This window comes from Jejuibacter sp. L23 (assembly GCF_050815825.1).
GTDB lineage: Bacteria > Pseudomonadota > Gammaproteobacteria > Enterobacterales > Enterobacteriaceae > Jejubacter > Jejubacter calystegiae.
Window position 1 is genome coordinate 362,389 of sequence record NZ_CP138199.1, and the last position, 25,146, is coordinate 387,534.

Here is a 25,146-nt window from a genome sequence, read left to right on the forward strand (position 1 = left end):
TTTACACTATCAGGAAAACCTTCTCAGGAGACTCGAACATGGCCAGCAGAGGCGTAAACAAGGTGATTCTCGTCGGTAATCTGGGCCAGGACCCGGAAGTGCGCTATATGCCAAATGGCGGGGCCGTGGCTAACCTGCGGCTGGCGACTTCCGAATCCTGGCGCGACAAGCAGACCGGTGAGATGAAAGAAGTGACCGAATGGCACTCCGTAGTGCTGTTTGGCAAACTGGCGGAAGTGGCGGGTGAATACCTGCGTAAAGGTTCCCAGGTTTATATCGAAGGCCAGTTGCGTACCCGCAAATGGCAGGGGCAGGATGGCCAGGATCGTTACACCACCGAAGTCGTGGTTAACGTGGGCGGCTCCATGCAGATGCTGGGCGGCCGTCAGGGCGGCGGTGGCGGCATGGGCGGCGGCCAGCAGCAGGGCGGTGGCTGGGGTCAGCCTCAGCAGCCTCAGGGCGGCAACCAGTTCAGCGGCGGCGGTCAGCAGCAGGCTCAGTCTCGTCCTCAGCAGCAGAACAGTGCACCGGCACCTTCTAACGAACCGCCGATGGACTTCGACGACGATATTCCGTTCTGATAAACCTTTTCAGAAGATATATCGTATAAGGCCCCGTTATTACGGGGCTTTTTGTTATACAGACGTTGGCTCTGGTATCAGATGTTCACTTTCTTCATTACCGACTGCTCAACGCCAGCCGGGCGGCGAAAGCCATAAAAACGCCGCCTGTGGCGCGATCCATCCATTTCACTACCGACGGTCGGGTAAAGACCGCCGATGCATAACGGGTGGTTAAAATCAGCATGAGGGACCAGAGCGTACCGATTAGCACGTGGACGGTCACCAGCAGGAAGGTCCAGACAACCGGTGAGTGGCCCGTGGGAATAAACTGCGGCAAAAACGAGACATAAAAGACGCCCATCTTGGGATTTAACACATTGCCGAGCATTCCACGCAGGAACCAGTTACTGGATGATGGGATGCTTGTCTGACAGGGATTAAAGCTATGACGGGGTTTGAAGATAAGCTGTATCCCCAGCCAGCACAGCCAGGCGGCGCCACACCATTTTAGCAGGTTGTAGGCCAGTTCCGACGCAGCAAGCAACGCACCTAAACCAAAGGCGACCAGCGCTCCCCAAATAAAGCATCCGGTGTCGATGCCTATGGCGGCCTGGAAAGCTTTCTTCCCGCCTTCGACGGTGGCGGTTCGTAAGATCAGTGCGGTATCGAGTCCGGGGGTGAGCGTCAGCAGGAGTGCGGCAAAGGAAAAAGCAATCAGTGAATCAGCAACGGGCATTTTCTGTCTCCGAAAGCGTGAATGCTACTGTAAAGATTCACTTTTTACCACTGGAGTGTTCGACCCGTCTATCGTTAGTCTCGTCATTTTTAAAGGCCCCGTTTTCACAGGGCTTCAGATTGATGACAAAGAGGGAAAAAACGTGGTTTTTCCCTCTTTGTGGTTGAGCTGCCGAAAATCAATAAATTGATTTTCCTTGTTTATTTTTCTGGTGATTCTGGCCGAACGAATTCGGCCTGGGGTTTGTCATCAGTCTCAAGCCCTGTTTTCACAGGGCTTATTGTTCTCAGCGGCATTATTTAATCGCCACGCTCATTCCTCCGTCGGCCATGACCACGGAGCCCACCAGATAGCTGGCCTGCTCCGATGCCAGAAAGGCAATGGCTTCTGCAATTTCTTCAGGCTGCGCGGCGCGGCCGATGGGGGAGCCTGCGCCGTGACCGGCCAGAAATGCCTGGCCGTCAGGGTGGATCCTGTTGGCGATATTGGTGATGACATCTCCGGAGCCAACGGCGTTTACGCGGATACCGTAAGGAATTGCTTCCAGCGCCAGAGTGCGGGTTAACTGCGCCAGCGCGCCTTTAGATGCGGCATAAGCTGCTATGGAGGGAAATGTCTGGTAGCAGGCGTAGGAGCCAACGTTAATGATAGCGCCTTTACCTGAACTCATCATCTGGCGCAGCGATTCACGCGCAAACAAAAAGGCGCCCGTCGCGTTGACGGCCAGAATTCGGTTCCACTCATCAAGCGTCATATCCACCACAGCCTTGTTTGTGATAATTCCCGCGTTATTCACCAGAATATCCAGGCGACCAAAATGACGCATTGCGGTTTCCACCGCCTGCGTCGCGCTGGCTTCGTCGGCCACGTCAGCAACCAGCGACACGATGCCGGGGCATTCCAGATCGCGAACTTCCTGCTCCAGACTGATGGCGACGATGTCGGCGCCCCGCTGATGCAGCAGTGCTGTGGTTGCCCTGCCAATTCCGCTGGCTGCACCGGTAACAATCGCGACCTGACCTGCGAAGGGTTGTGGATGTGAAGCGTGCGTTGCGTTGGACATGTCTCTTTACCTCTGTATGGATGTCCTGGCAGGCTACGTTGTCGTTGGAAAAGCCAAAAGACACAGGGCTATTGGATGATTGCCTGTTCCTATTTGTACTGTTTACTTTATCAGCTAACTATGGCGCTATGATTGCTCACTAATACCCGGTGGTCGAGGAACGATGGGAAGCAATCATCAGGCTGAGCAAATGGTTGACTTACTGGCGAAGCTGGCGCCTCATGAAGGTTACACGCGCTCGCAGTTGGATTCGGTTCGTTTTATGCGTGCCAATGGGCCGATAGGTCGCACGCCGGTATTGTATGAGCCGGGGATTGTGATTGTATGTCAGGGTTCCAAACGTGGTTATCTGGCAGACAAAGTGTATCGCTATGACAGCCAGCATTATCTGGTGCTTTCCGTGCCGCTGCCATTCTCAACAGAGACGGATGCCACTGCGCAGGAACCCCTTCTGGCGCTTTCCGTCGGTCTGGATATGACGGTACTGACTGAACTGATCGTTATGCTGGATGAAGAAGGATATCGTGCCGCATCACCGCCTCAGGGAATTATTTCAACACCGCTGGATAGCGCATTGTCCGATGTGACGCTGCGTTTGCTACGTGCGCTGGCGTCACCACTGGAGGGGCGGATTCTGGGGCCTTCGATTATTCGGGAACTCTATTACCGGATGTTGATTGGCGAGCAGGGCGGTGCTATTCGCGCAGCGCTTGCCAGTCAGGGCCATTTTGCGCGTATCTCCCGGGTTTTGGCGCATATTCATCGCTGTTACTATCAACCGGTAAGCGTCGGTGAGCTGGCAAAACGGGCCGGTCTTAGTATCCCGGCATTTCATGCTCACTTCCGGGCGATAACCAACACTTCACCGGTGCAGTACATTAAATCCGTACGGTTGCAGCAGGCGCGTTTACTCATGATTCGTGACAACCTGACGGCCGCATCGGCCGGACAGCGGGTCGGATATGAAAGCCCTTCACAATTTAACCGTGAATTTCGCCGTTTATTTGGCCGCCCTCCGGGGGAAGAAGCGCGGGTGATGAGGCACGCCTTTTCATTACTGCCTTCTGTACAGTTGGCAGCCGTGGTTGCCACACATTAAGAGAATTATCTGGCGAATGCGCTGGACTTTTTGAACACGAATAACATCGTTATTTTTATATACAAATAATTTAAAGAGACTTGATAAATAATAACATTCGGATAAAGCCTAATTTAGCCATGTAAAATATGTGGGTAATGGGTTGTTTTTGTTTTGTCATTTAAAATCAATGCTATATGTGTTTATTTTCGTCTGTAATGCAATAAATAAATTGCTATTTTCTTAATAAATGATAGATTCTTCTACGTAAAATTTTGTATCTATTAAATTATTTATCATTTATTTAACAGTCATGTAAAAATGCGGAAATAAATAAGCTCGTCGCCTGCTGTTATCCTCTTCTCAGTTGAAGTTTTAAATTGAGGATTTTCTTGAACATTCTTTTTTGACCGCGGTTAGCATTGACCGAATAGTATGTATCTCGTTGTTATTATTTCCCCTCTGGAGTAAAAACTGGTGGCAGATATCAATGCCGGACAGCTTAGTCGAAGCCCCAATCGGCGCTTTTTCGTTGAGTCAAAGCAGGTAGCGATCGCCGTAACGCTGATCGTTTTTATGCTGGCAGCTATTTTGTTTAGCTATATCTCTTACCGGCGTCAGATTTCGGTCGCGGAAACGGTGGCGAATGAATTCTCGCGGGTGATTGAAAGCGATCTGCACTATAACGAAAACTTTTCAGATGCGGTTTCGGTGCTCTATCTGCGGCTTAAAAGCAGTCGCTACCAGCTGGGCGATGTCGGGCAAGAGTATGATAAACAGCACCGTATTTACGGTATTAACCTGTTTGCGGATCAGACCAATAATGCTTTTATGGGCACGCTTCAATCAGACGAGTCCCTGACGAGAGACAAGCTGCTGCTGGCCAGAGCCGTGGATCTGGCCATGCGTATCGAAAGCCGTAATTCTCACTATAGTCATATCAGCCGACGCTACTTCCTGTCTAAACAGGACGATTTTATCTATATCACTACGAAGGTGCCGCTGAGCGAATATGTGTTTAAGGCCAGCAGGGGGCGGGGTTATGGGCTGTTCAGCCATATTGAAACCCGCGGCTATCTCTATCAGAAACTGCATGACGATCCTGGTGCCCGCTTCGGGGAGCTTTCCCCGGTATATCTCGACTCCCTGTCCGGTGATCCGGTGATTACCGTGCAGCACGTGGTGTTTGACCAGAGCCAGGGAATGAAGGACAAGGTGCTGGGCTCGCTTTGCTTTGACTACCAGCGTGAAGATCTGTTGGCGATTGCCCGCAGCCTGGAGATTAATCAGCAGGATAATTTCCTGAATATTTATCTGCTGGATAAAGAGAGTCGCACCGAATTAGGCGTGCTGGGCGTCGATAACTGGGGTAAGAAAGTACGTTCCGCCATTAACGATCGCTATGAGGTGATCGTTTCTATCGATCCGCTTCGTTACTATCTGGCGTCGACCGGGCGTAGCGATCTGCTGATTCTGGCGTTGTTGTCGCTTTGCTTCCTGGGACTGGGGCTAATCTACGATCGCATTCTGCGCGTTCAGCGTCGCAATTCGCTTATCGACCCTCTCACCGGGCTTTATAATCGGGCATGGCTGGAAAAGTATGATACCCGTGGCGGATTGCGGGCCCGGACGATCGTGATGCTCGACTGCAACGACTTCAAAACCATCAACGATACCTGGGGCCACCAGATGGGCGATATGGCGTTAAAGCATGTGGCAAAGTCGATTGTCCATCGCATTCAGCCGAATCGGGACTACGCGGTGCGTATGGGGGGCGATGAGTTTTTGATCACCTTCAGCCAGGGGGGCTCTGAAGCGGTGGAAGCCTGCATGCGGCGTATTGCGCATGATATCGGACTGTTTAGCGCCGAGGTGCCGTTTTCCGTGAGTTACGGTGTTTGCGAGCTGACGCCCGGAATGACGCTGAGCGAGGCGATGTCCCGGGCCGATAGCCGGATGTATCAGATAAAAAAACGAGCGAGAATCTAATAACCACCGTGCGTGGCGCCTGAGGCAGCGATGCACGGCACTCCCTCTGCATGACGATAATCAGCCATTTCCAGGCTGCGTTGCCGATCGTTTTCCGTCAGAATTGTCTTGAATGAGACGCGGATCACAATATTATGCGCCGTTTTATTCCAACGGTATGGTCGTGCGGTGTTTTCTTCCTGACATCAGCCTGTTACACCCCGAGCATCCCCCCCCGATAGTGACTTTCTATGTTTAAGCGGTTTTTTTTGCTTGTGTTACGCTTAAGACAAAATAAAACAAGGGAGTTGAGATGGAACTCTTGAATCAACAGTGGAGGCCTGGCCAGTGAAGAAAAAGACGTTATTTACGTTGCTGCTGGTCGTGATTGTGATTGCACTGGCAGTACTTTTCAGGGCGCAGAACCAGGATTTATTGCTGCAGGGTGAGGTGGATGCGCCGGAGGTTATCGTTACATCGAAAGCGAAGGGGCGCGTGGTAGAGCGTCTGGTGGAAAGGGGCGACGATGTGAAGGCCGGGCAGCTGCTGATGAAGCTGGACGCGCCGGAAATTATTGCGCAACTGCGTGCGGCGGAAGCGGCGCGCGATCAGGCGAAAGCCCAGCTCGACCAGTCGATGAACGGCACCCGCGAAGAGAATATTCGCAACCTGAAAGCGACTCTGGACGAGGCCGAGGCTGACTACCGCAATGCGCAGGCGACCCTTAACCGTAACCAGAAGGTGGCGGCCCAGGGTTATATCTCTGCACAGGATCTGCAGGATTTGCGTAATGCCCGGGATACCGCGTGGCAGAAAGTTCAGGGGGCGAAAGCCAATCTGGACGAAGGCATTCACGGTGACCGTATCGAGCAGCGTGCCGCTTACGCCGCGCAGCTGCGCCAGGCGGAGCAGGAGCTGTTGGAAGTGAAAGTTCAGGCCGATGATCTGAATGTCACGGCGCCGGTCGATGGCGAAGTGGGACCGATTCCGTCTGAGGTGGGCGAACTACTGAACGCCTCCAGCCCGCTGTTGACCCTGGTGCGTCAGCCCCAGGCTTACTTTGTCTTTAACCTGCGCGAGGATATCCTGGCCCACGTTCGCAAGGGCGATAAGGTGAAGCTGCGGATTCCAGCGCTCAATAACCAGATTATCGAGGCTGAAGTACATTACATCGCGCCGCTGGGGGATTACTCCACCAAACGCGCCACCCGTGCCACCGGCGACTTCGACCTGAAAACTTTCGAAGTGCGCCTGTGGCCGACTCAGCCGGTGCAGGGGCTGCGACAGGGGATGAGCACGCTATGGCAATGGAAGGTTTAAGGACCGGCTGGCGCTGCTTCAGTCTTGCCTTCCGCCGTGAGATTCGCGCCGCCTTTCGCAAACCGGTTTTCCACTGGCTGGGCTGGATCTTTCCGCTGCTGCTGTTCGGGCTGATCGGCAGCAACTTTTCGGAAGGGACGCTGCTGGATCTGCCTGTGTCGGTGGTGGACAACGATCACAGCAACCTGTCACGTCAGCTCATTCGCAAGCTCGACGCCGGTTCTCACGCCCGCATTACCCAACATGCAGGTGGACTGGAAGAAGCGCAGAGTCGTTTGCGCAATGCGCTGGACTACGGCATGGTCTATATCCCGCCAGACTTTGAGTCGGATGCGCTGGCGGGTCGCCAGCCCCAGGTGGTGTTCTATTATAACGCGCTGTTTTACGGGGCCGGGCTCTACTCTACTCAGGACTTTAGCGGGCTGATATCCGATCTCAACAGCAACTATCGTTCGATTATTGCGGCCAGCATTGGTAAAACGTTGCCGGCCCTGGCGCAGGTCTCACTCTCCTACGACAGTCTGTTTAACGCCAGCGGCAGCTACGTTTACTATCAGCAGTTTGCTGCCACGATCCACCTGATACAGTTGTTTGTTGTGACCTGCATGATCTACGTGCTGGCGCGCAGTAAGCCGCTGATTTATTCCAGCTCTTTCAGTATGTCGCTGCTGGGAAAACTGGCACCATACACCCTGTGCTATACCACGTTACTGATGGCGGAACTGGCGTTGCTGGTGTGGATCTTCGACGCCCGGGTGGTGGGGAATCCCATCTATATGCTGCTTGTTGGCTTCTTCTACGTGATGGCGGCCCAGAGTCTGGGGATTCTGCTGTTCACCTTTACCGGCAGTGCGATAACCGCCTACACCATGATGGGGATTATGGTCAGTATCGCCTTGACCTTCTCCGGTACCGTGGTGCCGGAACTGTCAATGTCGTTGCCAGCGCAGATTATCTCTAATCTCGAGCCGCTGACTCACGCGCTCTATGCCATGTTTGATATTTTCCTGCGTCAGGTACCGGTACGTCCGGTATTCAGTGTCTGCGCGCTGCTACTCGTCTACCCGTTGGTGACCGGACTGCTGGTGTGTCGTCGTCTTCCGGCGCGCTTGCGTAAGCAGGAGGTGGTGCTGTGAAAGCGTACTGGGCCACCTTCAGTAAGGTGCTGATGGGGTTGCTGGAGCGGCCGATGTGGATGATGTTGCTGATCTCGCTGTGCGTAATGAGTACGGTATACGTTCATCGCACGGTCTGGGATCTACCAGTAGCGGTCATCGATCAGGACCACAGTTCAGCCAGCCGTCTGTTGATTCGCAACCTGGACGCCACCTCTAAAGTCAAAATGGTGGGTTACGACAGTCTGGATAAAGCGATTCACGATCTGGGCTGGCGTAAGCTGTTTGCCGTTATCATTATGCCGACCGATCTGGAACAGAAGATTTTGTCGGGTAAGGCGGTCACGGTGCCGGTGTATGGCGATGCGACCAACCGACTGGCTAACGGCCAGATTCAGCAGGATGTGCAGTCGGCGTATCAGGAGATGCTGAACCACTACGATCAGGCGTTGTTGCTGCGCAGTGGCTTTAGCGAACGCCAGGCGCAGATTGTCATGACGCCCATTATCGGCCAGGCCCGGGATCTGTTTAATCCGGGAATCAGCTTTGCGGCAATCGTCTTTCCCGGGCTGTTGGTGCTGTTACTTCAGCACTCGCTGATGATCGCCAGCGTGCGGGTCAGCATTGTGTTGAATGCACAGGGCAAGCCGCCGCTGCCGGTCTATTTGGGCGGTCTATCGGCGCTGCTGCCTATCTGGCTGTTTCTCTCCATTGTGCTGTTCGTGCTGTGGCCCTGGGTGCTGGGTTATCGTCAGACTGCGGCGATACCAGAGCTACTGCTATTAACCTTCCCGTTCCTGCTGGCGGTATTGGGGTTGGGCAAGTTCCTGACCGAATGCCTGCGCAGCGTGGAGATGATCTACCTGACCCTGTCGTTTATCACCATGCCGGTGTTTTATCTGTCGGGAACCATTTGGCCGCTACAGGCGATGCCGGACTGGGTGCGGGGCATTGCCTTTATGATTCCTTCAACCTGGGCGGCCAAGGCGATAGCCGGAGTGAACCAGATGGGGCTATCCTGGCAAAGTGCGCTCAATGATGTGGCGATGCTGCTACTGCTGGGGGCATTTTATGCGCTGCTGGGGGTAGTTATTGGGCTGTTGCGGGACAGAGTCAGGCTGCGCACTCTGCTTAAACGCTAAAAAGGCTCCCCAGAGGGAGCCTTCTGAATCAGGTCATAACGACCGGCCAGTCGGGCGGGGTGTGACTCATTACTTCCATCGTTACGTCTTTAACATTGGTCCAAATCGCCGCGAAATCGAGGCTCATGCCCAGCAGTCCGGTAGCGAACCAGCATGAAGCGGCAATGCCCAGTCCGGTGGAAAGTACCGCCAGTACAGGGGACTCGGAACGACGAAACTGAATATTCAGCGTGCTGGCAAAAAACATCAACAGTGCGCTTAACAGCTGCCAGCGCATTAGAACCACACCCGTGGTGATCGTAGCCATGAAACCTCATCCTCGAAGCAAACCTATTACGCATAACGGCATGACGCAGAGCGCGCGATAAGGGTGACCCGGGGCCGTCAAAGGGAATAAGTCATAACAGAAAATGTAAATGGGTGTCCTGTTGCATAGGACATGTGAACTATATCACATTTGTTGATTAATTCACCAGGGGTTGAGGGATTTTTTAGCAACAAAAAAACTATTCGGGCGGCAGTCGACGCCGCCCGTGGTCTTCAGGCGTGGTGACGATAGTCGGTAGGCGTGCGGTCAAACTCGCGGCGGAAAACCCGTGAGAAAGTTTGCTGTGAGACGTAGCCAAAATCCATGGCGATATCAAAAATAGGCCGTTGGGTGGTGCGTAGCGCTTCGGCCGCCATGGCCAGGCGCCGCTGGCGGATATATTCGCCCAGCGTCTGGTGCATGACCGAGCGGAACATCCGCTGAAGGTACCACTTCGAATAACCGGATTTTTGTGCGACGGCGTCAATGTTGAGCGGCTGGTCGATATGATCATCAATCCATTGCGTTAAGGTATGGATAATCTCCTGATGTGGCGACATAGGCATCCTCTCTTATCTTCTTATACCCCCGGTCGCCAGGCTCCTGGCGAGTTGGGTATCGTACTTTTTACTGGCGACGAGTATAATTCCTCAAGTTAACTTGAGGTAAAGCGGTTTTGGAAAAGAAATCATCCCGACTAAAAACCCTGCTGACGCCGGGTGAAGTGGCCAGGCGTAGTGGCGTTGCCGTTTCGGCGCTGCACTTTTATGAAAGCAAAGGACTGATTCACAGTCAGCGCAATGCCGGTAATCAGCGGCGTTATACCCGCGATGTGCTGCGTTATGTAGCGATCATCAAGATAGCCCAGCGTATCGGCATTCCGTTGGCAACCATTAGCGAAGCCTTTAGCGTGCTGCCCGAAGGCCATACGCTGAGCGCCAAAGAGTGGAAGGCGCTGTCATCGACGTGGCGCGAAGAGCTGGAGCGACGCATCAATACGCTGGTTGCCCTGCGTGATGAGCTGGATGGCTGTATCGGTTGCGGCTGCCTGTCGCGTAAGGATTGCCCGCTACGTAACCCGAATGACCGACTGGGCGCCGAAGGAGCCGGGGCACGACTGCTGGAAGAGCCCGCCGATCGGGCGCCGCATAGATCCGGAACGGATGACGATTAACGGCGTAAGGTTGATCAAATGTTCGCGCGTCTGTTAACGGTTTGCGCAGCAACGACATCGTTTGCGCATCCTTTGGGTGAAAAACAGACAGTATTGGTTTTTTTTATCTAAAAGGGGCAAAGTTTGGTTGAAAACCCCCTAATGATGCCAGGATAATCGTTTGCCTTAAATTTCCGACCGTTTTTTACGCGCGGGGTTAAACGTTTGCATTGCCGGGGTACCCCCTTTTTAACGCCATGGCAATGCCCGGGACGAAAGACGTTTAGCCAGCATAGGGCTGTTCACTGCGCGTAACGGTAACTTCATAAAAAAGCATCAGGGGATATTTCAACTATGTCTACTCCTTCTCCGCGTGCCGGCGGCTCTCTGGACGCCTGGTTCAAGATATCCGCGCGCGGCAGTACGGTGCGCCGCGAGGTGGTGGCGGGTCTTACCACCTTCCTGGCCATGGTCTACTCGGTGATTGTGGTGCCGGGCATGCTCGGCAAGGCTGGCTTTCCGCCCGCCGCGGTGTTTGTGGCGACCTGCCTGGTGGCGGGCGTCGGCTCCATTGCCATGGGGCTGTGGGCAAATCTGCCGCTGGCGATCGGCTGTGCCCTGTCGCTGACGGCGTTTACCGCTTTCAGCCTGGTGCTGGGCCAGCAGATCAGCGTGCCGGTGGCGCTGGGCGCGGTCTTCCTGATGGGGGTACTGTTTACGGTAATCTCTGCGACCGGTATTCGCGGCTGGATTTTACGCAACCTACCCATGGGCGTCGCTCAGGGGACCGGCGTCGGGATTGGCCTGTTTTTGCTGCTCATTGCGGCTGATAGCGTCAAACTGGTGGTAAGAAATCCGCTGGAAGGGTTACCAGTCGCTTTTGGCGACTTCACCAGCTTTCCGGTGATGATGTCGTTGCTGGGGCTGGCGACCATTATTGGCCTGGAGCGGCGCAAGGTGCCAGGTGGCATTCTGCTGACCATTATTGCCATCTCAATTATCGGTATGATTTTCGATCCCGCGGTGCACTTTAGCGGCTCTCTGTTTGCCATGCCTTCCCTGAACGATGAAAACGGGAATTCGCTGATCGGCAGTCTGGACATTATGGGGGCGCTGAATCCGCTGGTGCTGCCCAGCGTGCTGGCGCTGGTGATGACGGCGGTTTTCGACGCCACCGGCACCATTCGCGCCGTGGCGGAACAGGGCAACCTGCTGGATAAAGACGGACAGATTATCGATGGAGGCAAGGCGCTGACCACCGACTCCGTGAGCAGCATCTTCTCCAGCCTGGTTGGGGCCTCGCCCGCTGCGGTTTACATCGAATCGGCCGCGGGAACCGCTGCTGGCGGTAAGACCGGCCTGACCGCCATTGTGGTCGGTGTGCTGTTCCTGCTGATTCTGTTCCTCTCGCCGCTCTCTTACCTGGTACCGGCCTACGCTACTGCGCCAGCGTTGATGTACGTGGGGCTGTTGATGCTGAGCAACGTGGCGAAGCTGAATTTCGAGGACTTTGTTGATGCCATGGCAGGGCTGATGACGGCGGTGATTATCGTCTTCACCTGCAACATCGTGACCGGCATTATGATTGGTTTCGCCAGCCTGGTGGTCGGGCGTATCTTCTCTGGCGAATGGCGCAAACTGAATCTGGGTACCATACTGATTGCCGTGGTGTTGGTGACGTTTTACGCAGGCGGTTGGGCGATTTAATCCTTCCTTATTTTTCAGACTCTTCCCCGGGCCGGATTCTCTGGCCCGCTTGATTTCTACGCTGTTTAGGGCACATCCTGTATCATCATATGTAAAGATAGTGTTCTATGATGAGAACGCTTCTCTTCATTTCATGACAAACACATCGCAGTATAACTAAGGATAGTATGGAAATCTTTTTTACCATTTTGATTCTGACGCTGGTGGTTTCGCTGTCAGGGGTGGTGACGCGGATTCTGCCGTTCCAGATTCCGCTGCCGCTGATGCAGATCGCCATTGGCGCGCTACTGGCCTGGCCTAAATTTGGCCTGCACGTGGACTTTAATCCGGAGCTTTTCCTGGTGCTGTTTATCCCGCCGCTGCTGTTTGCGGATGGCTGGAAGACGCCGACCAGGGAGTTCATTAATCATGGTCGTGAGATTATCGGGCTGGCGCTGGTGCTGGTGCTGCTGACCGTGGTGGGGATCGGCTTCCTGATTTACTACATGGTGCCGGGCATTCCGTTGATACCCGCCCTTGCGCTAGCTGCCGTGCTGTCGCCGACCGATGCGGTGGCGCTTTCCGGCATCGTGGGGGAAGGCCGCATACCCAAGAAGATAATGGGGATCCTGCAGGGCGAGGCGCTGATGAATGACGCCTCCGGCCTGGTTTCGCTGAAATTCGCCGTGGCGGTGGCCATGGGCACCATGGTTTTTACTGTAGGTGGCGCCACCCTGGAGTTCCTGAAGGTAGCTATCGGCGGCTTGCTGGCGGGCTTTGTGGTGAGCTGGCTGTATGGCCGCTCGCTGCGTCTGATGAGCCGCTGGAGCGGTGACGAGCCGGCCACTCAGATCGTACTGCTGTTCCTGCTGCCGTTCGCCTCTTATCTGATTGCGGAACATATCGGCGTTTCCGGCATTCTGGCCGCGGTGGCGGCGGGGATGACCATCACCCGTTCCGGCGTGATGCGTACTGCGCCTCTGGCGATGCGCCTGCGCGCCAACAGCGTCTGGGCGATGCTGGAATTCGTGTTTAACGGCATGGTGTTCCTGATGTTGGGCCTGCAGCTACCGGGCATTCTGGAGAACTCGCTGGCGGCGGCGGAAGCCGATCCCAATGTAGAAGTCTGGATACTGTTCATGGATGTGGTGCTGATCTACTTCGCGTTGATTCTGGTACGCTTTATCTGGCTGTGGCTGATGAAGCGCTTTAGCCTGCGTTTCCTGAAAAAACGCCCGATGGAGTTTAGCTCTTACACTACCCGTGAGTTGCTGATCGCCTCGTTTGCCGGGGTACGCGGCGCCATTACCCTTGCCGGTGTGCTCTCTATCCCGCTGCTGCTACCGGGGGGCGATCCCTTTCCGGCGCGCTATGAGCTGATCTTCCTTTCGGCCGGCGTCATCCTGTTCTCGCTGTTTGTGGGGGTGATTATGCTACCGATCCTGCTGCGTCACGTGGAGCTTCCGGATAACGCACAGACCCGCAAAGAGGAGCGTCTGGCTAAGGCGGCCATTGCCGAAGTGGCTATTGTCTCTATCCAGAAAATGGAGGAGCGGCTGGCGGCGGACACCGAAGAGAATATCGACGATCAGTTGCTGCGCGAAGTCAGTTCACGGGTTATCGGTAACCTGAGGCGCCGGGCCGATGGTCGTAACGATGTAGAAAACTCGGAGCTGGAAGAGAACCTTGAACGTCGCTTCCGCCTGACGGCGCTGCGTTCTGAGCGGGCGGAACTGTACCATCTGCGCGCTACCCAGAAGATCAGCAATGAGACGTTGCAAAAGCTACTGCACGATCTCGACCTGCTGGAAGCGCTGTTGATAGAGAACAACTAAGCGATAGCGACGCTCATCCGAGCCCTCTCCCTGGAGAGGGCTTTTTTATGGCTCCACCGACCAGAACGCCTTACAGCAGTCGATCCAGGCTCGTGCGCTCTGGGAAAGATAGCCATCGCGGCGCCAGATCATGCCCAGTTGCCAGCGCAGCGGGCTGTGCAATGGCAGCCACATCAGGTTGGTTTTATCCAGCCGCTGACAGATAGGCTCCGGTAGAATGGCGATGCCGACATTGGCCTGCACCATGGCAGCCAGGAAATCCCACTGGCCGCTGCGTACCGCGATGCGCGGTGAGATCTGGTGTTCGGCGAATAGCTGGGTCATCTGGCGGCTCAGGGAGAAATCTTCGTTATAGACCAGCAGCGGCCAGGCTTCGAGCTCTTCCAGGGCCACACCGCTGCGTGACAGCCAGGGCTCGCTGCGCGGCGCCAGTACGCACATGGGATGGCTGGAGAACGCCAGGGTTTCCAGATTTTCATCCGGATTTGAGGTCAGGGCGGTCATGGCCAGGTCGAGCTCACTGTTCATAACGGCCTGTTGTACCTTCAGACCGCCAAATTCGGCGATCTTAAGCTCAATACCTGGATACTGGCGGCGATATTCGGCGATCGGCCCTGCCATCATCATTCCTACCATGGGCGGAATCCCCAGTCTTAACACCCCTTTGTTCAGGTTGTTAATGTCTGCCAGTTCGTTTTTTAGCTGACGAAACTCACCCAGAATCGCCACGCCGCGCTCAAACACGGCGCGGCCGGTATCGGTCAGTACCAGGCGGCGCCCTTCGCGTAGTAATAGCGTACTGCCCAGCTCGTCTTCCAGGTTGCGCAACATTTTGCTGATGGTGGGTTGGGTGACAAACATCTTCTCCGCTGCCCGGGTGAAGCTCTGCTGACGAACCACCTCAACAAAGTAGCGCAGCGTTCTGATGTCCATAACTATTCCTGTTAACTATACCTGGGATGAGTTTAATTCATTATTTGCATTATCGAAGGCTTACTATACTGCACTCTCCGCTATTTTATCAGGGTCTGATGCTATGCCTGCGGCGCCACGCGCGATCAAGCCTGCTGTTTCCCGTTTAACCACGCCCTTCCAGGTGTTGCTGTACGCCGGTCTGTTTCTGGTGGCGCAACAGATGGTAGGGCAGTTCCATCTTCCGTTGCCTGCTAACCTGGTAGGAATGTTGCTGCTATTTTCATTAATTATGCTGCGCGTTGTACCCGTTAACTGGGTACGTGATGGTGCCCGATGGCTGCTGGCAGAGATGCTGCTGTTCTTTGTTCCGGCGGTGGTGGCGGTGGTGAACTACACCCAACTGCTGCTGGCCGATGGCTGGCGTATTCTGCTGGTGATTGCGCTCAGTACGCTGATGGTGTTGGGGGCTACCGGCTGGGTGGTGGAAAAGATCTACCGTTTCGAGGTGACGCGTGCGGCGCGCAAGGCAGCGGCCAGTGACTAATCTGCCGCTGAGTCTCTTTTGTCTGGGGTTGACCCTGGCGCTCTACTATCTCAACAAGCGATTGTGGCGCCGTTTTCGCAAACTGCCGCTGATGCCGCTGGTCTTTACGCCGCTGCTACTGGTGGCCGTGCTAGTCTTTGGGCATATTTCTTACCAGAACTATATCGCCCAGAGCCACTGGCTGATCTGGCTGCTGGGACCTGCGACCATCGCCTTTGCCGTGCCGGTGTATGAGAATCTGGCGCTGATTCGTCGCCACTGGATGTCGCTGTGCGCCGGAACGCTGACCGCCACGGTGGTCGCGGTGACCAGCTCGGTCTGGCTGGCGCGCTGGCTGATGTTGTCCGACGAGATCCAGCGTAGTCTGGCGGTACGCTCCATCACCACACCTTTCGCCCTGGCGGCGGCAGCGCCCATGGGGGGACAGCCGGATCTGGTGGCGCTGTTCGTGGTCGTGACCGGGGTCTTTGGAATGGCGGTGGGGGACGTGCTGTTTCTGCGACTCGCGATTCGCGAAGGCGTGGCGAAAGGCGCCGCGCTGGGCGCCGCCTCTCACGGTGCAGGGACTGCCCGCTCCTGCGAAATGGGTCCGCAGGAGGGAATGGTGGCGAGCCTGGTGATGATGCTCTCCGGCGTTATTATGGTCCTGGCCGCCCCGCTGGTGGCCCGCCTGCTGTTCTAGCCTTTCAGACGGCGGAGTAGTTCAAACTCCTTAAACTGAACCGGACGCTGGAGTTGCAGGGAGCGGTTGCCTGCGATACCGGTCAGAATGGAAAGGGCGCCGGCCCGGTGATCGGCGGCGCGTTTCAGTGGGTCTTCGCCTGGTTCGCCGAACAGGTCCGCCAGCATCGCGTTGTCGCCACCACCGTGCCCCCCTTCGCCGACGGTAAATTTCGCTTTCCAGGGAGCATCAAACATCGGGAATACCGTGATATCGCAGCTCTCCAGACTGCCTTCGTTATCCCGTTCGCCGCCGGCGTTAACGTAAGACATCTCCACCAGCTTCATCTCCAGCCGCCCCTTGCTGCCGTTAAACACAATGTTCAGCCCTTCCCAGGGCAGGTATGCGTTGAGCGAATAGGTCAGTTGCACCCGATTCTGGTACTTCACCAGCACCGAGAGCGTATCTTCAATGGTGATTCCATCGCTAAAGACGCTCTGATCGCGAAAGTAGTTATCTTCGTGTTCGGCATTCAGATAGAGCGCTTTAAGCTGAGGATTCTCGGCCATATTCAGGGCGAAGGGATCGTCTTTTGCCGCCGGATAGCCGTGGGCGCGGGGGTAAAACTGCGTAATACCGCGCCGCTCCGCGTTTTCACGCCCGTAGAAACGCAGATCGCCTTCGGCGTACACCCGCTCCGGATAGCTGTCGAGCCAGAAGTTCATCAGATCGAAATGGTGGGTGGATTTGTGTACCAGCAGTCCGCCGCTGTTGCGCTTTTCCCGGTGCCAGCGCCGGAAATAATCGGCGCCGTGTTCGGTATTGAGCAACCATTCGAAGTGCACCGAAAAGACTTCGCCGATGACGCCGTCGCGCAGTAGTTCTCGGACTTTACTGTGGTGCGGGGCGTAGCGATAGTTAAAGGCGACGCGCACCTCACGCCCGGTCTGTTCAATGGCGTCGAGAATGCGCAGCGCGCGCTGTTCGTCGATAGTCATTGGCTTTTCGGTAATCACGTCGCAGCCCGCATGCAGGGCGCGCACGATATAGTCATCGTGGGTGCGATCCACCGTGGTGACGATCACCACATCGGGACGAGTTTCGCGAATCATCGCCTCGAAACTGTCCGCCTTCCAGGTGGGGACCGGTGCTGCCCCCGTCTTTTCCAGTAGCCGATTGGCGTAGTCCATGCGGGTCTGGTTGGTGTCGCAGAAGGCGACCATCCGTGCGTTGTGGCGGAAGGTACCACCGATAGCCTCAATATAGAGCCCGGCGCGACCGCCGGTGCCGACCAGTGCGTAACGTTTCACTTTTTCTCTCCTGACGCTAAGTCGTTAAAAATCCCCCTTTGACGCGCGGGTCATCCGGGGTAAAACAGTGCCTGACACACTTCCCGGTACGGAGAGCGGCATGGCGCGAATTCCTCATCAACTGCTGGAGCTGAACAGCCCTTTTATCTGGCACTGGCCCTGGCTGGAACAGGCAGTTACGGTGGCGAAGCGCTATGGCTTTACCGGCATCATCCTGCACCAGCAGGAGCTGCTGGCGTTGCTGGCGGAGCCTTCTCCGTTCGCTCCCCGGCTGGAGGCAGAGAATCTGCGCCATCAGCGGCGCCACGCGCTGCTCTATCTGCAGCGGGTAGCTGACTGGCTGGAACGGCACCATCTTGCCTTTTGGTTACAGGCCGAAGCGGCACCGCCGCAGGAGACGCTGCGTCAGAAATTTCCCGAACAGGCGCCGGACGGCGCTTCGTCATTTTGGGCCGATTTTTACCGCTCGACTCTGACGCCGCTGCTGGCGATACCGTCACTGCGCGGCCTGGTACTAAGCCTGACGACCCCCGCCTGGCAGCCCGAGCCCTGGCGGGCGGCGCTGCAGGATGTCTGGCGGGCGTTGCGAGCCGCGGGTAAGCAGTTGGTGTTACGCGACTTTATCGATGCCTCCTGGCCGCGCCAGCAGCTCCAGACGGTACTGGCATCGCTGCCCGGGGAAGTTCGCGCCTCGCTAAAGGCGACGGAGCTCGACTATCACCCCGGCTTCGCTAACCACCCACTGATTGCCACGCTGCCCCATCACAAGTGGATCGAATTCGATCTGTGGGGGATCGGCTACGGCTGGTCGGTACTGCCCTGTTATCTGGCCGATGAGATCCGCGGACGCCTGAGCTGGGCTCAGAGCGTGGCCCCCGGCGGTGTAGAGGCGGTCACTGCCCGCATCAACTGGCAGTGGCTGAGCGACAGCTCGCTTATCGGCTCCGTTAACGAGGTTAATCTCAGCGGCCTGCAGGCGGCGCGGCTTGGCGAACCCGCTGAACCGCTGCTGGAAACCTGGTTTGTGGAGCAGGGCATCAGCTTCCGCACCCGTCAGCAGGGGCAGCAACTGGCGGAGCTCTACGGCGCCAGTGCTGACTGGCTAACAAAAACCTGTAATCTGCTGGGCCGACCTCTTCATCGTCAGAGCCAGGTGCCGGAAAGCCTGGCTCAGGCCGAACAACTGCTGCATATGGATACCCGCAGCGCCCGCTGGGCGCTGGCGTTCCAGCCGCTGCTTCCAGCCGACGACCTTCAACTGGGCCATGAGCAGCGCTCGCTAATCCAGCTGGAAAAATCCTCATCGTCGCATCTGTGCGCCACCGCCATGGCGCGCCTTCGGGAGATCCCATCTCAGAGCGATGCCTTTGCCGTTGTGCAGGCGGCCTGGCAGAGCGCCGGGCGCTACAGCCAGATGTTTAGTCTGGTGACAGAAGCGGTGGTTGCGGCGCTGTGGCGTGAACGCTACGGCGCGCAACCGGAGCCGCTCACGCCTCATGCTCAGGCGCTGGAGCGCTGCGCTGATGAGCTGGAACGCTGGTTCTCTACGCTACCCGCCACAGCGCCGCTGGTGATACCTCAGCTTTTCGCACCGGAACGGCTACGCTCCCTGGCGGCTTCGCTACTGAAATAAGAGTAAGGGGCAGTGATGGCGCTGTCAGCGTACGGAGGGAAGCAGACGGTAGCGTTGGCGAGCAGAAAGGGAAAGATGTGAGTTGAATAACAAACTGGCGCTATTTCATGCGATCTACATCGCATTTCTTTCCGGAAGAAGTGTGAAGGCGTTGGTTGAAGGGGCGCTAAAAAGTGATTGAGATCACTTATGGAGAATCCCGGCCCGCAGGCCGGGAGTAAAGCGGTTAGTGGGCGCGGCCCTGCTCAATGCCGATCCCGGTTTGGGAGCGGATAAACTGCGCACGGAACTGGGAGCGTTCCCGGGCACCTTCGGCGCTGTTATCGGTAATCGAAAACAACCAGATTCCGACAAAGGCCACCAGAATCGAGAACAGCGCCGGGTATTCATACGGGAAAACTGGCGCGCCATGACCTAAAATCTCCACCCAGATGGTGGGTCCCAGAATCATCAGGATAACTGCGGTCAATAGCCCCAGCCACCCGCCGATCATCGCGCCGCGGGTAGTCAGTTTCGACCAGTACATCGACAGCAGAATGATGGGGAAGTTACAGCTGGCGGCAATGGAAAAGGCCAGGCCTACCATAAAGGCGATATTCTGATTTTCGAACAGAATCCCCAGCAGGATCGCCACCACGCCCAGCACCAGTACGGTGATTTTCGATACCCGTAGTTCATCGCGCTCGCTGGCGCCCTGGCGGAAGACGTTGGCGTACAGATCGTGGGAAACCGCAGAGGCGCCCGCCAGCGTTAGTCCGGCCACCACGGCAAGAATGGTGGCAAAGGCGACTGCGGAGATAAACCCAAGGAACAGGTTACCGCCCACTGCGTTGGACAGATGCACCGCCGCCATATTGTTGCCGCCAATCAACGCGCCCGCCGCATCCTTAAAGGCGGGGTTAGCGCCCACCAGCATGATGGCGCCAAAGCCGATAATAAAGGTCAGGATGTAGAAGTAACCCATAAATCCGGTGGCATAGAATACGCTCTTACGGGCTTCCCGGGCGTCGCTAACGGTGAAGAAACGCATCAGGATATGGGGCAGCCCCGCTGTACCGAACATCAGCCCCAGGCCCAGCGACAGTGCAGAGATGGGGTCTTTGACCAGCCCGCCTGGGCGCATAATCTCCAGGCCATCAGGATGCACCCTGACCGCTTCGCTGAACAGATTACTGAAGCTGAAACCGACGTGGCGCATTACCATAAAGGCCATAAAGCTGGCGCCGAACAGCAGTAGTACCGCCTTAATAATCTGCACCCAGGTGGTGGCCAACATGCCGCCGAACAGCACATACATCACCATCAGAACTCCCACCAGCACGACCGCCACATGGTAGTTCAGGCCGAACAGCAGTTCGATAAGCTTACCGGCGCCCACCATCTGGGCAATGAGGTAAAGGGCGACCACTACCAGCGATCCACAGGCGGAAAGCGTGCGAATCGGGCGCTGCTTCAGACGATAAGAGGCGACGTCGGCGAAGGTATAGCGCCCCAGATTACGCAGACGCTCGGCGATCAGAAACAGAATAATGGGCCAGCCGACCAGGAAGCCGAGCGAGTAGATCAGGCCATCGTAGCCGGAGGTATAGACCAGCGCTGAAATGCCCAGGAAGGAGGCTGCGGACATAAAGTCCCCGGAGATCGCCAGCCCGTTCTGAAAGCCGGTGATATTGCCCCCGGCCGTGTAGTAGTCGCTGCGCGAGCGGGTGCGTTTTGAGGCCCACCAGGTAATGCCCAGGGTGAACATCACGAACACCACGAACATAATGATGGCCTGCCAGTTGGTGGGCTGGCGCTCCACCGCGCCGCTAATGGCATCGGCGGCCGTGACGGCGGGGGTCGCCAGCAGCAGGAGATAGAGTGCCTTCATGCATCCACCTCCTGACGTACGGCTTTATTCAGGCGATCGAACTCGCCGTTGGCACGCCAGACGTAGATACCGGTCAGAATAAAAGAGATAACGATAACGCCGATACCGATAGGAATGCCCCGGGTCACGCTGGTCTGCCCGTGCAGGGGGGTACCCAGCCAGGCCGGGGCGAAGGCGATCAGAAAAATAAAGCCCACGTAAATCACCAGCATAATGGCGGATAGAGTCCAGGCGAATTTTTGACGTTTGGCTACCAGTTCCCTGAAATGCGCACTCCCTTCTATCCGCTGACAAATGACATCATTCATCACAGAGTTCTCCAGAGGTCAGTTTCAATTGTTGTTTTTTTCAGGGGTAAGGGACCGCAGGGGAAACCCTCCGCATACCCGGTACCACCGGGATATTCCCGGCGAATTTATACCGATGGCGTCCGGCCTGAGCCGATACGCCATGCAGTGGACTACTGGCCATTCCGGCCCCCTGACTGGTGTGGGGTTCAGGAAGGCATCGCGATAGCTGATTTCTCTTCGAGCAGTTTTTCCACCACGCCAGGATCGGCGAGCGTGGAGGTATCTCCCAGGTTGCTGGTGTCGCCGGCGGCAATTTTGCGCAGAATGCGGCGCATAATCTTGCCGGAGCGGGTTTTCGGCAGGGAGTCGGTCCAGTGCAGCACGTCTGGCGTAGCCAGCGGGCCGATCTCTTTGCGCACCCAGTTGCGCACCTCAGCGTAGAGTTCCGGCGTGGGGTCTTCGCCGTGGTTAAGAGTGACGTAAGCGTAGATGGCCTGCCCCTTGATGTTATGTGGGATTCCCACCACCGCGGCTTCGGCGATTTTCGGATGCGAAACCAGCGCTGATTCGATTTCGGCGGTGCCCAGGCGGTGGCCTGAGACGTTCAGCACGTCATCCACGCGTCCGGTGATCCAGTAGTAGCCATCCTCGTCGCGACGGGCGCCGTCACCGCTGAAGTAGCGATTTTTAAAGGTGGAGAAGTAGGTCTGTTCAAAGCGTTCGTGATCGCCGAACAGGGTACGGGCCTGGCCCGGCCAGGAGTCGGTAATGGTCAGATTGCCTTCGGTGGCGCCAGGTAGCGCGTTGCCTTCGTTATCCACCAGTTCCGGCTGTACGCCGAAGAAGGGCAGGGTGGCGGAACCGGCCTTAAGCTCGGTGGCGCCTGGCATCGGGGCGATCATAAAGCCGCCGGTTTCGGTCTGCCACCAGGTGTCCATTACCGGGCAGTGTCTGTTGCCGATTTTATCCCAGAACCACTCCCAGGCTTCCGGGTTAATGGGTTCTCCCACTGAACCGAGAATACGCAGCGACGAACGATCGGTGCCTTCGATGGCTTTATCCCCTTCGGCCATCAGGGCGCGAATAGCGGTTGGGGCGGTGTAGAGGATATTAACCTTGTGTTTGTCCACCACCTGGGCCATACGGTTGGGCTGAGGCCAGTTCGGCACCCCTTCGAACATCAGGGTGGTTGCCCCACAGGCCAGCGGGCCGTAAAGCAGGTAGCTGTGGCCGGTCACCCAGCCGACGTCGGCCGTACACCAGTAAACTTCGCCGGGATGATAATCGAAGACATATTGAAAGGTGGCGGCGGCATAGACCAGATACCCGCCAGTGGTATGCAGCACTCCTTTAGGCTTACCGGTGGAGCCAGAGGTGTAGAGGATGAATAGCGGGTCTTCCGCATTCATTTCTACCGGCTGATTTTCCGCGCTGGCGTTGGCCATCAGGTCGCTCCACCACAGGTCGCGGCCTTCGTGCCAGGCTATATCGCCGCCAGTGCGTTTGAACACCACGACGTTGCCCACGCTCTTCACGTTGGGATTCTTCAGCGCATCGTCAACGTTGCGCTTCAGCGGAATATTACGACCGGCGCGCACCCCTTCATCGGCGGTGATTACCAGTCGGGCATTACTGTCGATAATCCTGCCCGCGACGGCTTCTGGCGAGAAACCGCCAAAGATCACGGAATGAATAGCGCCGATACGGGCACAGGCCAGCATCGCAACGGCGGCTTCTGGCACCATCGGCATATAGATAGCGACCACGTCGCCTTTACTGATGCCCTGACTCAGAAGCACGTTGGCGAAACGGCAGACGTCGGCATGCAGTTCGCGATAAGTGATAGTCTTGCTCTGGCTGGCGTCGTCGCCTTCCCAGATAAGGGCGGGGCGGGAGCCATTCTTTTCCAGATGGCGATCCAGACAGTTAGCCGCCAGGTTGAGGGTGCCGTCCTCATACCATTTGATAGCAATATTTCCCGGTGCAAAAGAGGTGTTTTTCACCTTAGTATAGGGTTTTATCCAGTCCAGAATCTTTCCCTGCTCGCCCCAGAAGGCGTCAGGCTCTTCTATGGACTGGCGGTATTTGGCCGCGTACTGTTCCGGGGTGATCAGGCAGTCTTCCGCAATATGGGCGGGAATCGGATGTTTGTGTATTTGGCTCATAGTTATTTTCTCCTTCCAGGATGTTAATAATATGTCAACCAAACGTTAATTGTAGGGGTATCGGCGTTTTTGTTTACTATTTGGGCGACAGATCACGCATTGGCGTAAATGTACATTAAATGAGCAAACGAAACCGAGAGAAGAAATAATAACCAGTAATGATTATTTGAAAACAAGCGATATAATCTTTTTTTATAACAGTGTGTTAGTTTTGTTTAGCGCTAAAAAATAATGCTTATATATGCATTTTGCGTGAATGGCTTTGAATTTCAAGGGTTGCGCGAATGGCCATTCAGATGATACTGATTAAGGGCGTTAAAACTCCACACATCACCCGACGTTTGTCATACCCCTTTTTCAGTTTGTGGCATTCCCGCCCACAACGGGCCGGGAATGACGCTTGGATTCAGGAAGTACAGTTGTTATGAAAAACAGAAAGTTCGGACTTGCCTGGCAGATTCTGCTGGCGTTAGTTCTGGGGATTATTCTTGGGAGTTTCCTCCATTATCAAAGCGACAGCCGTGAATGGTTGATCAACAACCTCCTGTCACCTGCGGGCGACATCTTTATTCACCTGATCAAAATGATCGTGGTGCCTATTGTTATCTCTACGCTGGTGGTGGGTATTGCCGGCGTTGGGGATGCCAAGCAGTTAGGCCGTATTGGCGTAAAAACCATTCTCTACTTTGAAGTGATCACAACGGTCGCCATTGTCCTGGGTATCACTATGGCCAATGTCTTCCAGCCAGGCCATGGTATTGATATGTCTCAGCTGGCAACAGTGGATATTTCAAAGTATGAAGCCACTACGAATGCCGTGGCGGACCACTCTCAAGGTCTGATGGGAACCATTCTGTCGTTGGTGCCTACCAATATCTTCGCCTCCATGGTGAAGGGCGACATGCTGCCGATTATCTTCTTCTCGGTACTGTTCGGCTTAGGGTTGTCATCGCTGCCGGCGAAAAATCGCGATCCGCTGGTGACCGTATTCCGTAGCGTTTCCGAAACTATGTTTAAAGTGACTCACATGGTGATGCGTTACGCTCCGGTAGGGGTCTTTGCGCTGATCTCGGTGACGGTAGCGAACTTCGGTTTCGCCTCGCTGTGGCCGCTGGCTAAGCTGGTCATCCTGGTTTACGTGGCGATTATCTTCTTCGCACTGGTGGTACTGGGGGCCGTAGCCCGCATCTGCGGCCTGCGGGTCTGGACGCTGATTCGTATCCTGAAGGATGAACTGATCCTGGCTTACTCCACCGCCAGCTCTGAAAGCGTACTGCCGCGCATCATCCAGAAGATGGAAGCCTATGGCGCGCCTTCGTCGATTACCAGTTTTGTGGTGCCGACCGGTTACTCGTTTAACCTCGATGGCTCCACGCTATATCAGAGTATTGCTGCTATCTTCATCGCGCAGCTCTACGGCATTGAGCTTTCCATCTGGCAGGAGATCACTCTGGTGCTGACCCTGATGGTGACTTCTAAAGGGATTGCCGGCGTTCCGGGCGTCTCCTTTGTGGTTCTGCTGGCGACGCTGGGTAGCGTCGGTATTCCGCTGGAAGGCCTGGCCTTTATTGCCGGGGTGGACCGAATCCTTGATATGGCGCGTACCGCGCTGAATGTTGTTGGTAACGCGCTGGCGGTACTGGTGATTGCCAAGTGGGAGCATCGGTTCGATAAGAAGAAAGCGCTGGCCTATGAACGCGAGGTTCTGGGCAAGTTTGATACCACCGCACAGGGTTAACACGGCAGCAACACACAACGTCGGTTAAAGGCCCCCGCATCGTATCGGTGCGGG

The 25,146-nt window shown here is 56.0% G+C and carries 22 protein-coding genes; 13 read left to right on the forward strand and 9 right to left on the reverse strand.

Annotated elements, in window-relative coordinates:
* Positions 1-38: 38 nt before the first annotated feature.
* Positions 39-581 (forward strand): single-stranded DNA-binding protein SSB1, encoded by a 543-nt coding sequence (gene ssb1 / locus SCU88_RS01660; RefSeq protein WP_138095350.1) that lies wholly within the window; start codon positions 39-41, stop codon positions 579-581.
* Positions 582-678: 97 nt separating this feature from the next.
* On the opposite strand, the gene SCU88_RS01665 is transcribed toward ssb1, so the two are convergent.
* Together SCU88_RS01665 and SCU88_RS01670 are read right to left on the reverse strand one after the other, a co-directional pair.
* A complete protein-coding gene (locus SCU88_RS01665) occupies positions 679-1,299 on the reverse strand; it encodes a LysE family transporter (protein ID WP_175341844.1) in 621 nt (206 codons plus the stop codon).
* A gap of 295 nt (positions 1,300-1,594) precedes the next feature.
* Positions 1,595-2,362, reverse strand: coding sequence for an SDR family oxidoreductase (locus SCU88_RS01670; RefSeq protein WP_175341845.1), 768 nt, complete (start codon positions 2,360-2,362; stop codon positions 1,595-1,597).
* A 190-nt stretch (positions 2,363-2,552) separates the two neighbouring features.
* Here SCU88_RS01670 and SCU88_RS01675 point away from each other — a divergent pair, with 190 nt between their 5' ends.
* The 5 genes from SCU88_RS01675 to SCU88_RS01695 all read left to right on the forward strand — a co-directional run bounded on the left by SCU88_RS01675 (position 2,553) and on the right by SCU88_RS01695 (position 8,985).
* The gene (locus tag SCU88_RS01675; protein WP_175341846.1) at positions 2,553-3,461 is read left to right on the forward strand and encodes an AraC family transcriptional regulator N-terminal domain-containing protein; all 909 of its coding nucleotides are present in this window, start codon (positions 2,553-2,555) and stop codon (positions 3,459-3,461) included.
* Positions 3,462-3,917: 456 nt separating this feature from the next.
* A complete protein-coding gene (locus tag SCU88_RS01680) occupies positions 3,918-5,429 on the forward strand; it encodes a diguanylate cyclase domain-containing protein (protein WP_175341847.1) in 1,512 nt (503 codons plus the stop codon).
* A gap of 327 nt (positions 5,430-5,756) precedes the next feature.
* On the forward strand, positions 5,757-6,728 hold the full coding sequence (locus tag SCU88_RS01685) for an efflux RND transporter periplasmic adaptor subunit (RefSeq protein WP_175341848.1): 972 nt from the start codon (positions 5,757-5,759) through the stop codon (positions 6,726-6,728).
* Entirely contained in the window at positions 6,710-7,864 is a 1,155-nt protein-coding gene (locus SCU88_RS01690; protein ID WP_138095356.1) for an ABC transporter permease, read from the forward strand. Before SCU88_RS01685 ends, SCU88_RS01690 begins: the two co-directional genes overlap by 19 nt.
* Positions 7,861-8,985 carry an ABC transporter permease gene (locus SCU88_RS01695; RefSeq protein WP_138095357.1) on the forward strand — a complete coding sequence of 375 codons (1,125 nt, stop codon included), beginning with the start codon at positions 7,861-7,863 and terminating at the stop codon, positions 8,983-8,985. Before SCU88_RS01690 ends, SCU88_RS01695 begins: the two co-directional genes overlap by 4 nt.
* A 28-nt stretch (positions 8,986-9,013) precedes the next feature.
* Here the strand turns inward: SCU88_RS01695 and SCU88_RS01700 are convergent, their stop codons facing one another.
* Positions 9,014-9,292: a YjcB family protein gene (locus SCU88_RS01700; protein WP_138095358.1), complete on the reverse strand. Its 279-nt coding sequence runs from the start codon at positions 9,290-9,292 to the stop codon at positions 9,014-9,016.
* Between the two features lie 233 nt (positions 9,293-9,525).
* The gene (gene soxS / locus SCU88_RS01705; protein ID WP_138095359.1) at positions 9,526-9,852 is read right to left on the reverse strand and encodes a superoxide response transcriptional regulator SoxS; all 327 of its coding nucleotides are present in this window, start codon (positions 9,850-9,852) and stop codon (positions 9,526-9,528) included.
* Positions 9,853-9,968: 116 nt separating this feature from the next.
* Between soxS and soxR the strand changes: the two genes are divergently transcribed.
* From soxR to SCU88_RS01720, 3 genes are all read left to right on the forward strand, one after another.
* Positions 9,969-10,466, forward strand: a complete 498-nt coding sequence (soxR, locus tag SCU88_RS01710; protein ID WP_138095360.1) for a redox-sensitive transcriptional activator SoxR — start codon at positions 9,969-9,971, stop codon at positions 10,464-10,466.
* Positions 10,467-10,799: 333 nt separating this feature from the next.
* Positions 10,800-12,152, forward strand: a complete 1,353-nt coding sequence (locus SCU88_RS01715) for an NCS2 family permease (protein WP_138095361.1) — start codon at positions 10,800-10,802, stop codon at positions 12,150-12,152.
* Between the two features lie 167 nt (positions 12,153-12,319).
* Positions 12,320-13,966 carry a Na+/H+ antiporter gene (locus SCU88_RS01720; RefSeq protein ID WP_138095362.1) on the forward strand — a complete coding sequence of 549 codons (1,647 nt, stop codon included), beginning with the start codon at positions 12,320-12,322 and terminating at the stop codon, positions 13,964-13,966.
* A gap of 45 nt (positions 13,967-14,011) precedes the next feature.
* Here SCU88_RS01720 and SCU88_RS01725 read toward each other — a convergent pair whose 3' ends face one another.
* Positions 14,012-14,899, reverse strand: coding sequence for a LysR substrate-binding domain-containing protein (locus SCU88_RS01725; RefSeq protein WP_175341849.1), 888 nt, complete (start codon positions 14,897-14,899; stop codon positions 14,012-14,014).
* A 103-nt stretch (positions 14,900-15,002) separates the two neighbouring features.
* Between SCU88_RS01725 and SCU88_RS01730 the strand changes: the two genes are divergently transcribed.
* Together SCU88_RS01730 and SCU88_RS01735 are read left to right on the forward strand one after the other, a co-directional pair.
* Positions 15,003-15,425: a CidA/LrgA family protein gene (locus SCU88_RS01730; RefSeq protein ID WP_175341850.1), complete on the forward strand. Its 423-nt coding sequence runs from the start codon at positions 15,003-15,005 to the stop codon at positions 15,423-15,425.
* Positions 15,418-16,107, forward strand: a complete 690-nt coding sequence (locus SCU88_RS01735; protein ID WP_138095364.1) for an LrgB family protein — start codon at positions 15,418-15,420, stop codon at positions 16,105-16,107. The genes SCU88_RS01730 and SCU88_RS01735 overlap by 8 nt, the downstream gene beginning before the upstream one ends.
* Here the strand turns inward: SCU88_RS01735 and SCU88_RS01740 are convergent.
* Positions 16,104-17,396 carry a Gfo/Idh/MocA family oxidoreductase gene (locus SCU88_RS01740; protein WP_175341851.1) on the reverse strand — a complete coding sequence of 431 codons (1,293 nt, stop codon included), beginning with the start codon at positions 17,394-17,396 and terminating at the stop codon, positions 16,104-16,106. The genes SCU88_RS01735 and SCU88_RS01740 overlap by 4 nt on opposite strands.
* Before the next feature lie 100 nt (positions 17,397-17,496).
* Here SCU88_RS01740 and SCU88_RS01745 point away from each other — a divergent pair, with 100 nt between their 5' ends.
* Positions 17,497-19,029, forward strand: coding sequence for a hypothetical protein (locus tag SCU88_RS01745; RefSeq protein WP_175341852.1), 1,533 nt, complete (start codon positions 17,497-17,499; stop codon positions 19,027-19,029).
* Positions 19,030-19,255: 226 nt separating this feature from the next.
* Here SCU88_RS01745 and actP read toward each other — a convergent pair whose 3' ends face one another.
* The 3 genes from actP to acs all read right to left on the reverse strand — a co-directional run bounded on the left by actP (position 19,256) and on the right by acs (position 23,354).
* Positions 19,256-20,899, reverse strand: coding sequence for a cation/acetate symporter ActP (gene actP, locus SCU88_RS01750; protein WP_175341853.1), 1,644 nt, complete (start codon positions 20,897-20,899; stop codon positions 19,256-19,258).
* Entirely contained in the window at positions 20,896-21,207 is a 312-nt protein-coding gene (locus SCU88_RS01755) for a DUF485 domain-containing protein (RefSeq protein WP_175341854.1), read from the reverse strand. The genes actP and SCU88_RS01755 overlap by 4 nt, the downstream gene beginning before the upstream one ends.
* A 188-nt stretch (positions 21,208-21,395) precedes the next feature.
* Complete coding sequence (gene acs / locus SCU88_RS01760; RefSeq protein WP_175341855.1) at positions 21,396-23,354, reverse strand: acetate--CoA ligase; 1,959 nt, start codon at positions 23,352-23,354, stop codon at positions 21,396-21,398.
* 424 nt (positions 23,355-23,778) lie between these two features.
* On the opposite strand from acs, the gene gltP reads away from it, so the two are divergent.
* Positions 23,779-25,092, forward strand: coding sequence for a glutamate/aspartate:proton symporter GltP (gene gltP / locus SCU88_RS01765; protein ID WP_175341856.1), 1,314 nt, complete (start codon positions 23,779-23,781; stop codon positions 25,090-25,092).
* The last annotated feature ends 54 nt before the right edge of the window (positions 25,093-25,146 follow it).

What these genes read in the sequence shown, in the direction of transcription:
- SCU88_RS01675 (WP_175341846.1), top strand. Translation starts at nt 2,553, where the DNA reads ATGGTTGACTTACTGGCGAAGCTGGCGCCTCATGAAGGTTACACGCGC.
- SCU88_RS01665 (WP_175341844.1), bottom strand. Translation starts at nt 1,299, where the DNA reads ATGCCCGTTGCTGATTCACTGATTGCTTTTTCCTTTGCCGCACTCCTG.
- SCU88_RS01670 (WP_175341845.1), bottom strand. Translation starts at nt 2,362, where the DNA reads ATGTCCAACGCAACGCACGCTTCACATCCACAACCCTTCGCAGGTCAG.
- gltP (WP_175341856.1), top strand. Translation starts at nt 23,779, where the DNA reads ATGAAAAACAGAAAGTTCGGACTTGCCTGGCAGATTCTGCTGGCGTTA.
- SCU88_RS01720 (WP_138095362.1), top strand. Translation starts at nt 12,320, where the DNA reads ATGGAAATCTTTTTTACCATTTTGATTCTGACGCTGGTGGTTTCGCTG.
- SCU88_RS01715 (WP_138095361.1), top strand. Translation starts at nt 10,800, where the DNA reads ATGTCTACTCCTTCTCCGCGTGCCGGCGGCTCTCTGGACGCCTGGTTC.
- SCU88_RS01730 (WP_175341850.1), top strand. Translation starts at nt 15,003, where the DNA reads ATGCCTGCGGCGCCACGCGCGATCAAGCCTGCTGTTTCCCGTTTAACC.
- SCU88_RS01690 (WP_138095356.1), top strand. Translation starts at nt 6,710, where the DNA reads ATGGCAATGGAAGGTTTAAGGACCGGCTGGCGCTGCTTCAGTCTTGCC.
- SCU88_RS01745 (WP_175341852.1), top strand. Translation starts at nt 17,497, where the DNA reads ATGGCGCGAATTCCTCATCAACTGCTGGAGCTGAACAGCCCTTTTATC.
- soxS (WP_138095359.1), bottom strand. Translation starts at nt 9,852, where the DNA reads ATGTCGCCACATCAGGAGATTATCCATACCTTAACGCAATGGATTGAT.
- acs (WP_175341855.1), bottom strand. Translation starts at nt 23,354, where the DNA reads ATGAGCCAAATACACAAACATCCGATTCCCGCCCATATTGCGGAAGAC.
- ssb1 (WP_138095350.1), top strand. Translation starts at nt 39, where the DNA reads ATGGCCAGCAGAGGCGTAAACAAGGTGATTCTCGTCGGTAATCTGGGC.
- SCU88_RS01700 (WP_138095358.1), bottom strand. Translation starts at nt 9,292, where the DNA reads ATGGCTACGATCACCACGGGTGTGGTTCTAATGCGCTGGCAGCTGTTA.
- SCU88_RS01755 (WP_175341854.1), bottom strand. Translation starts at nt 21,207, where the DNA reads ATGAATGATGTCATTTGTCAGCGGATAGAAGGGAGTGCGCATTTCAGG.
- SCU88_RS01725 (WP_175341849.1), bottom strand. Translation starts at nt 14,899, where the DNA reads ATGGACATCAGAACGCTGCGCTACTTTGTTGAGGTGGTTCGTCAGCAG.
- actP (WP_175341853.1), bottom strand. Translation starts at nt 20,899, where the DNA reads ATGAAGGCACTCTATCTCCTGCTGCTGGCGACCCCCGCCGTCACGGCC.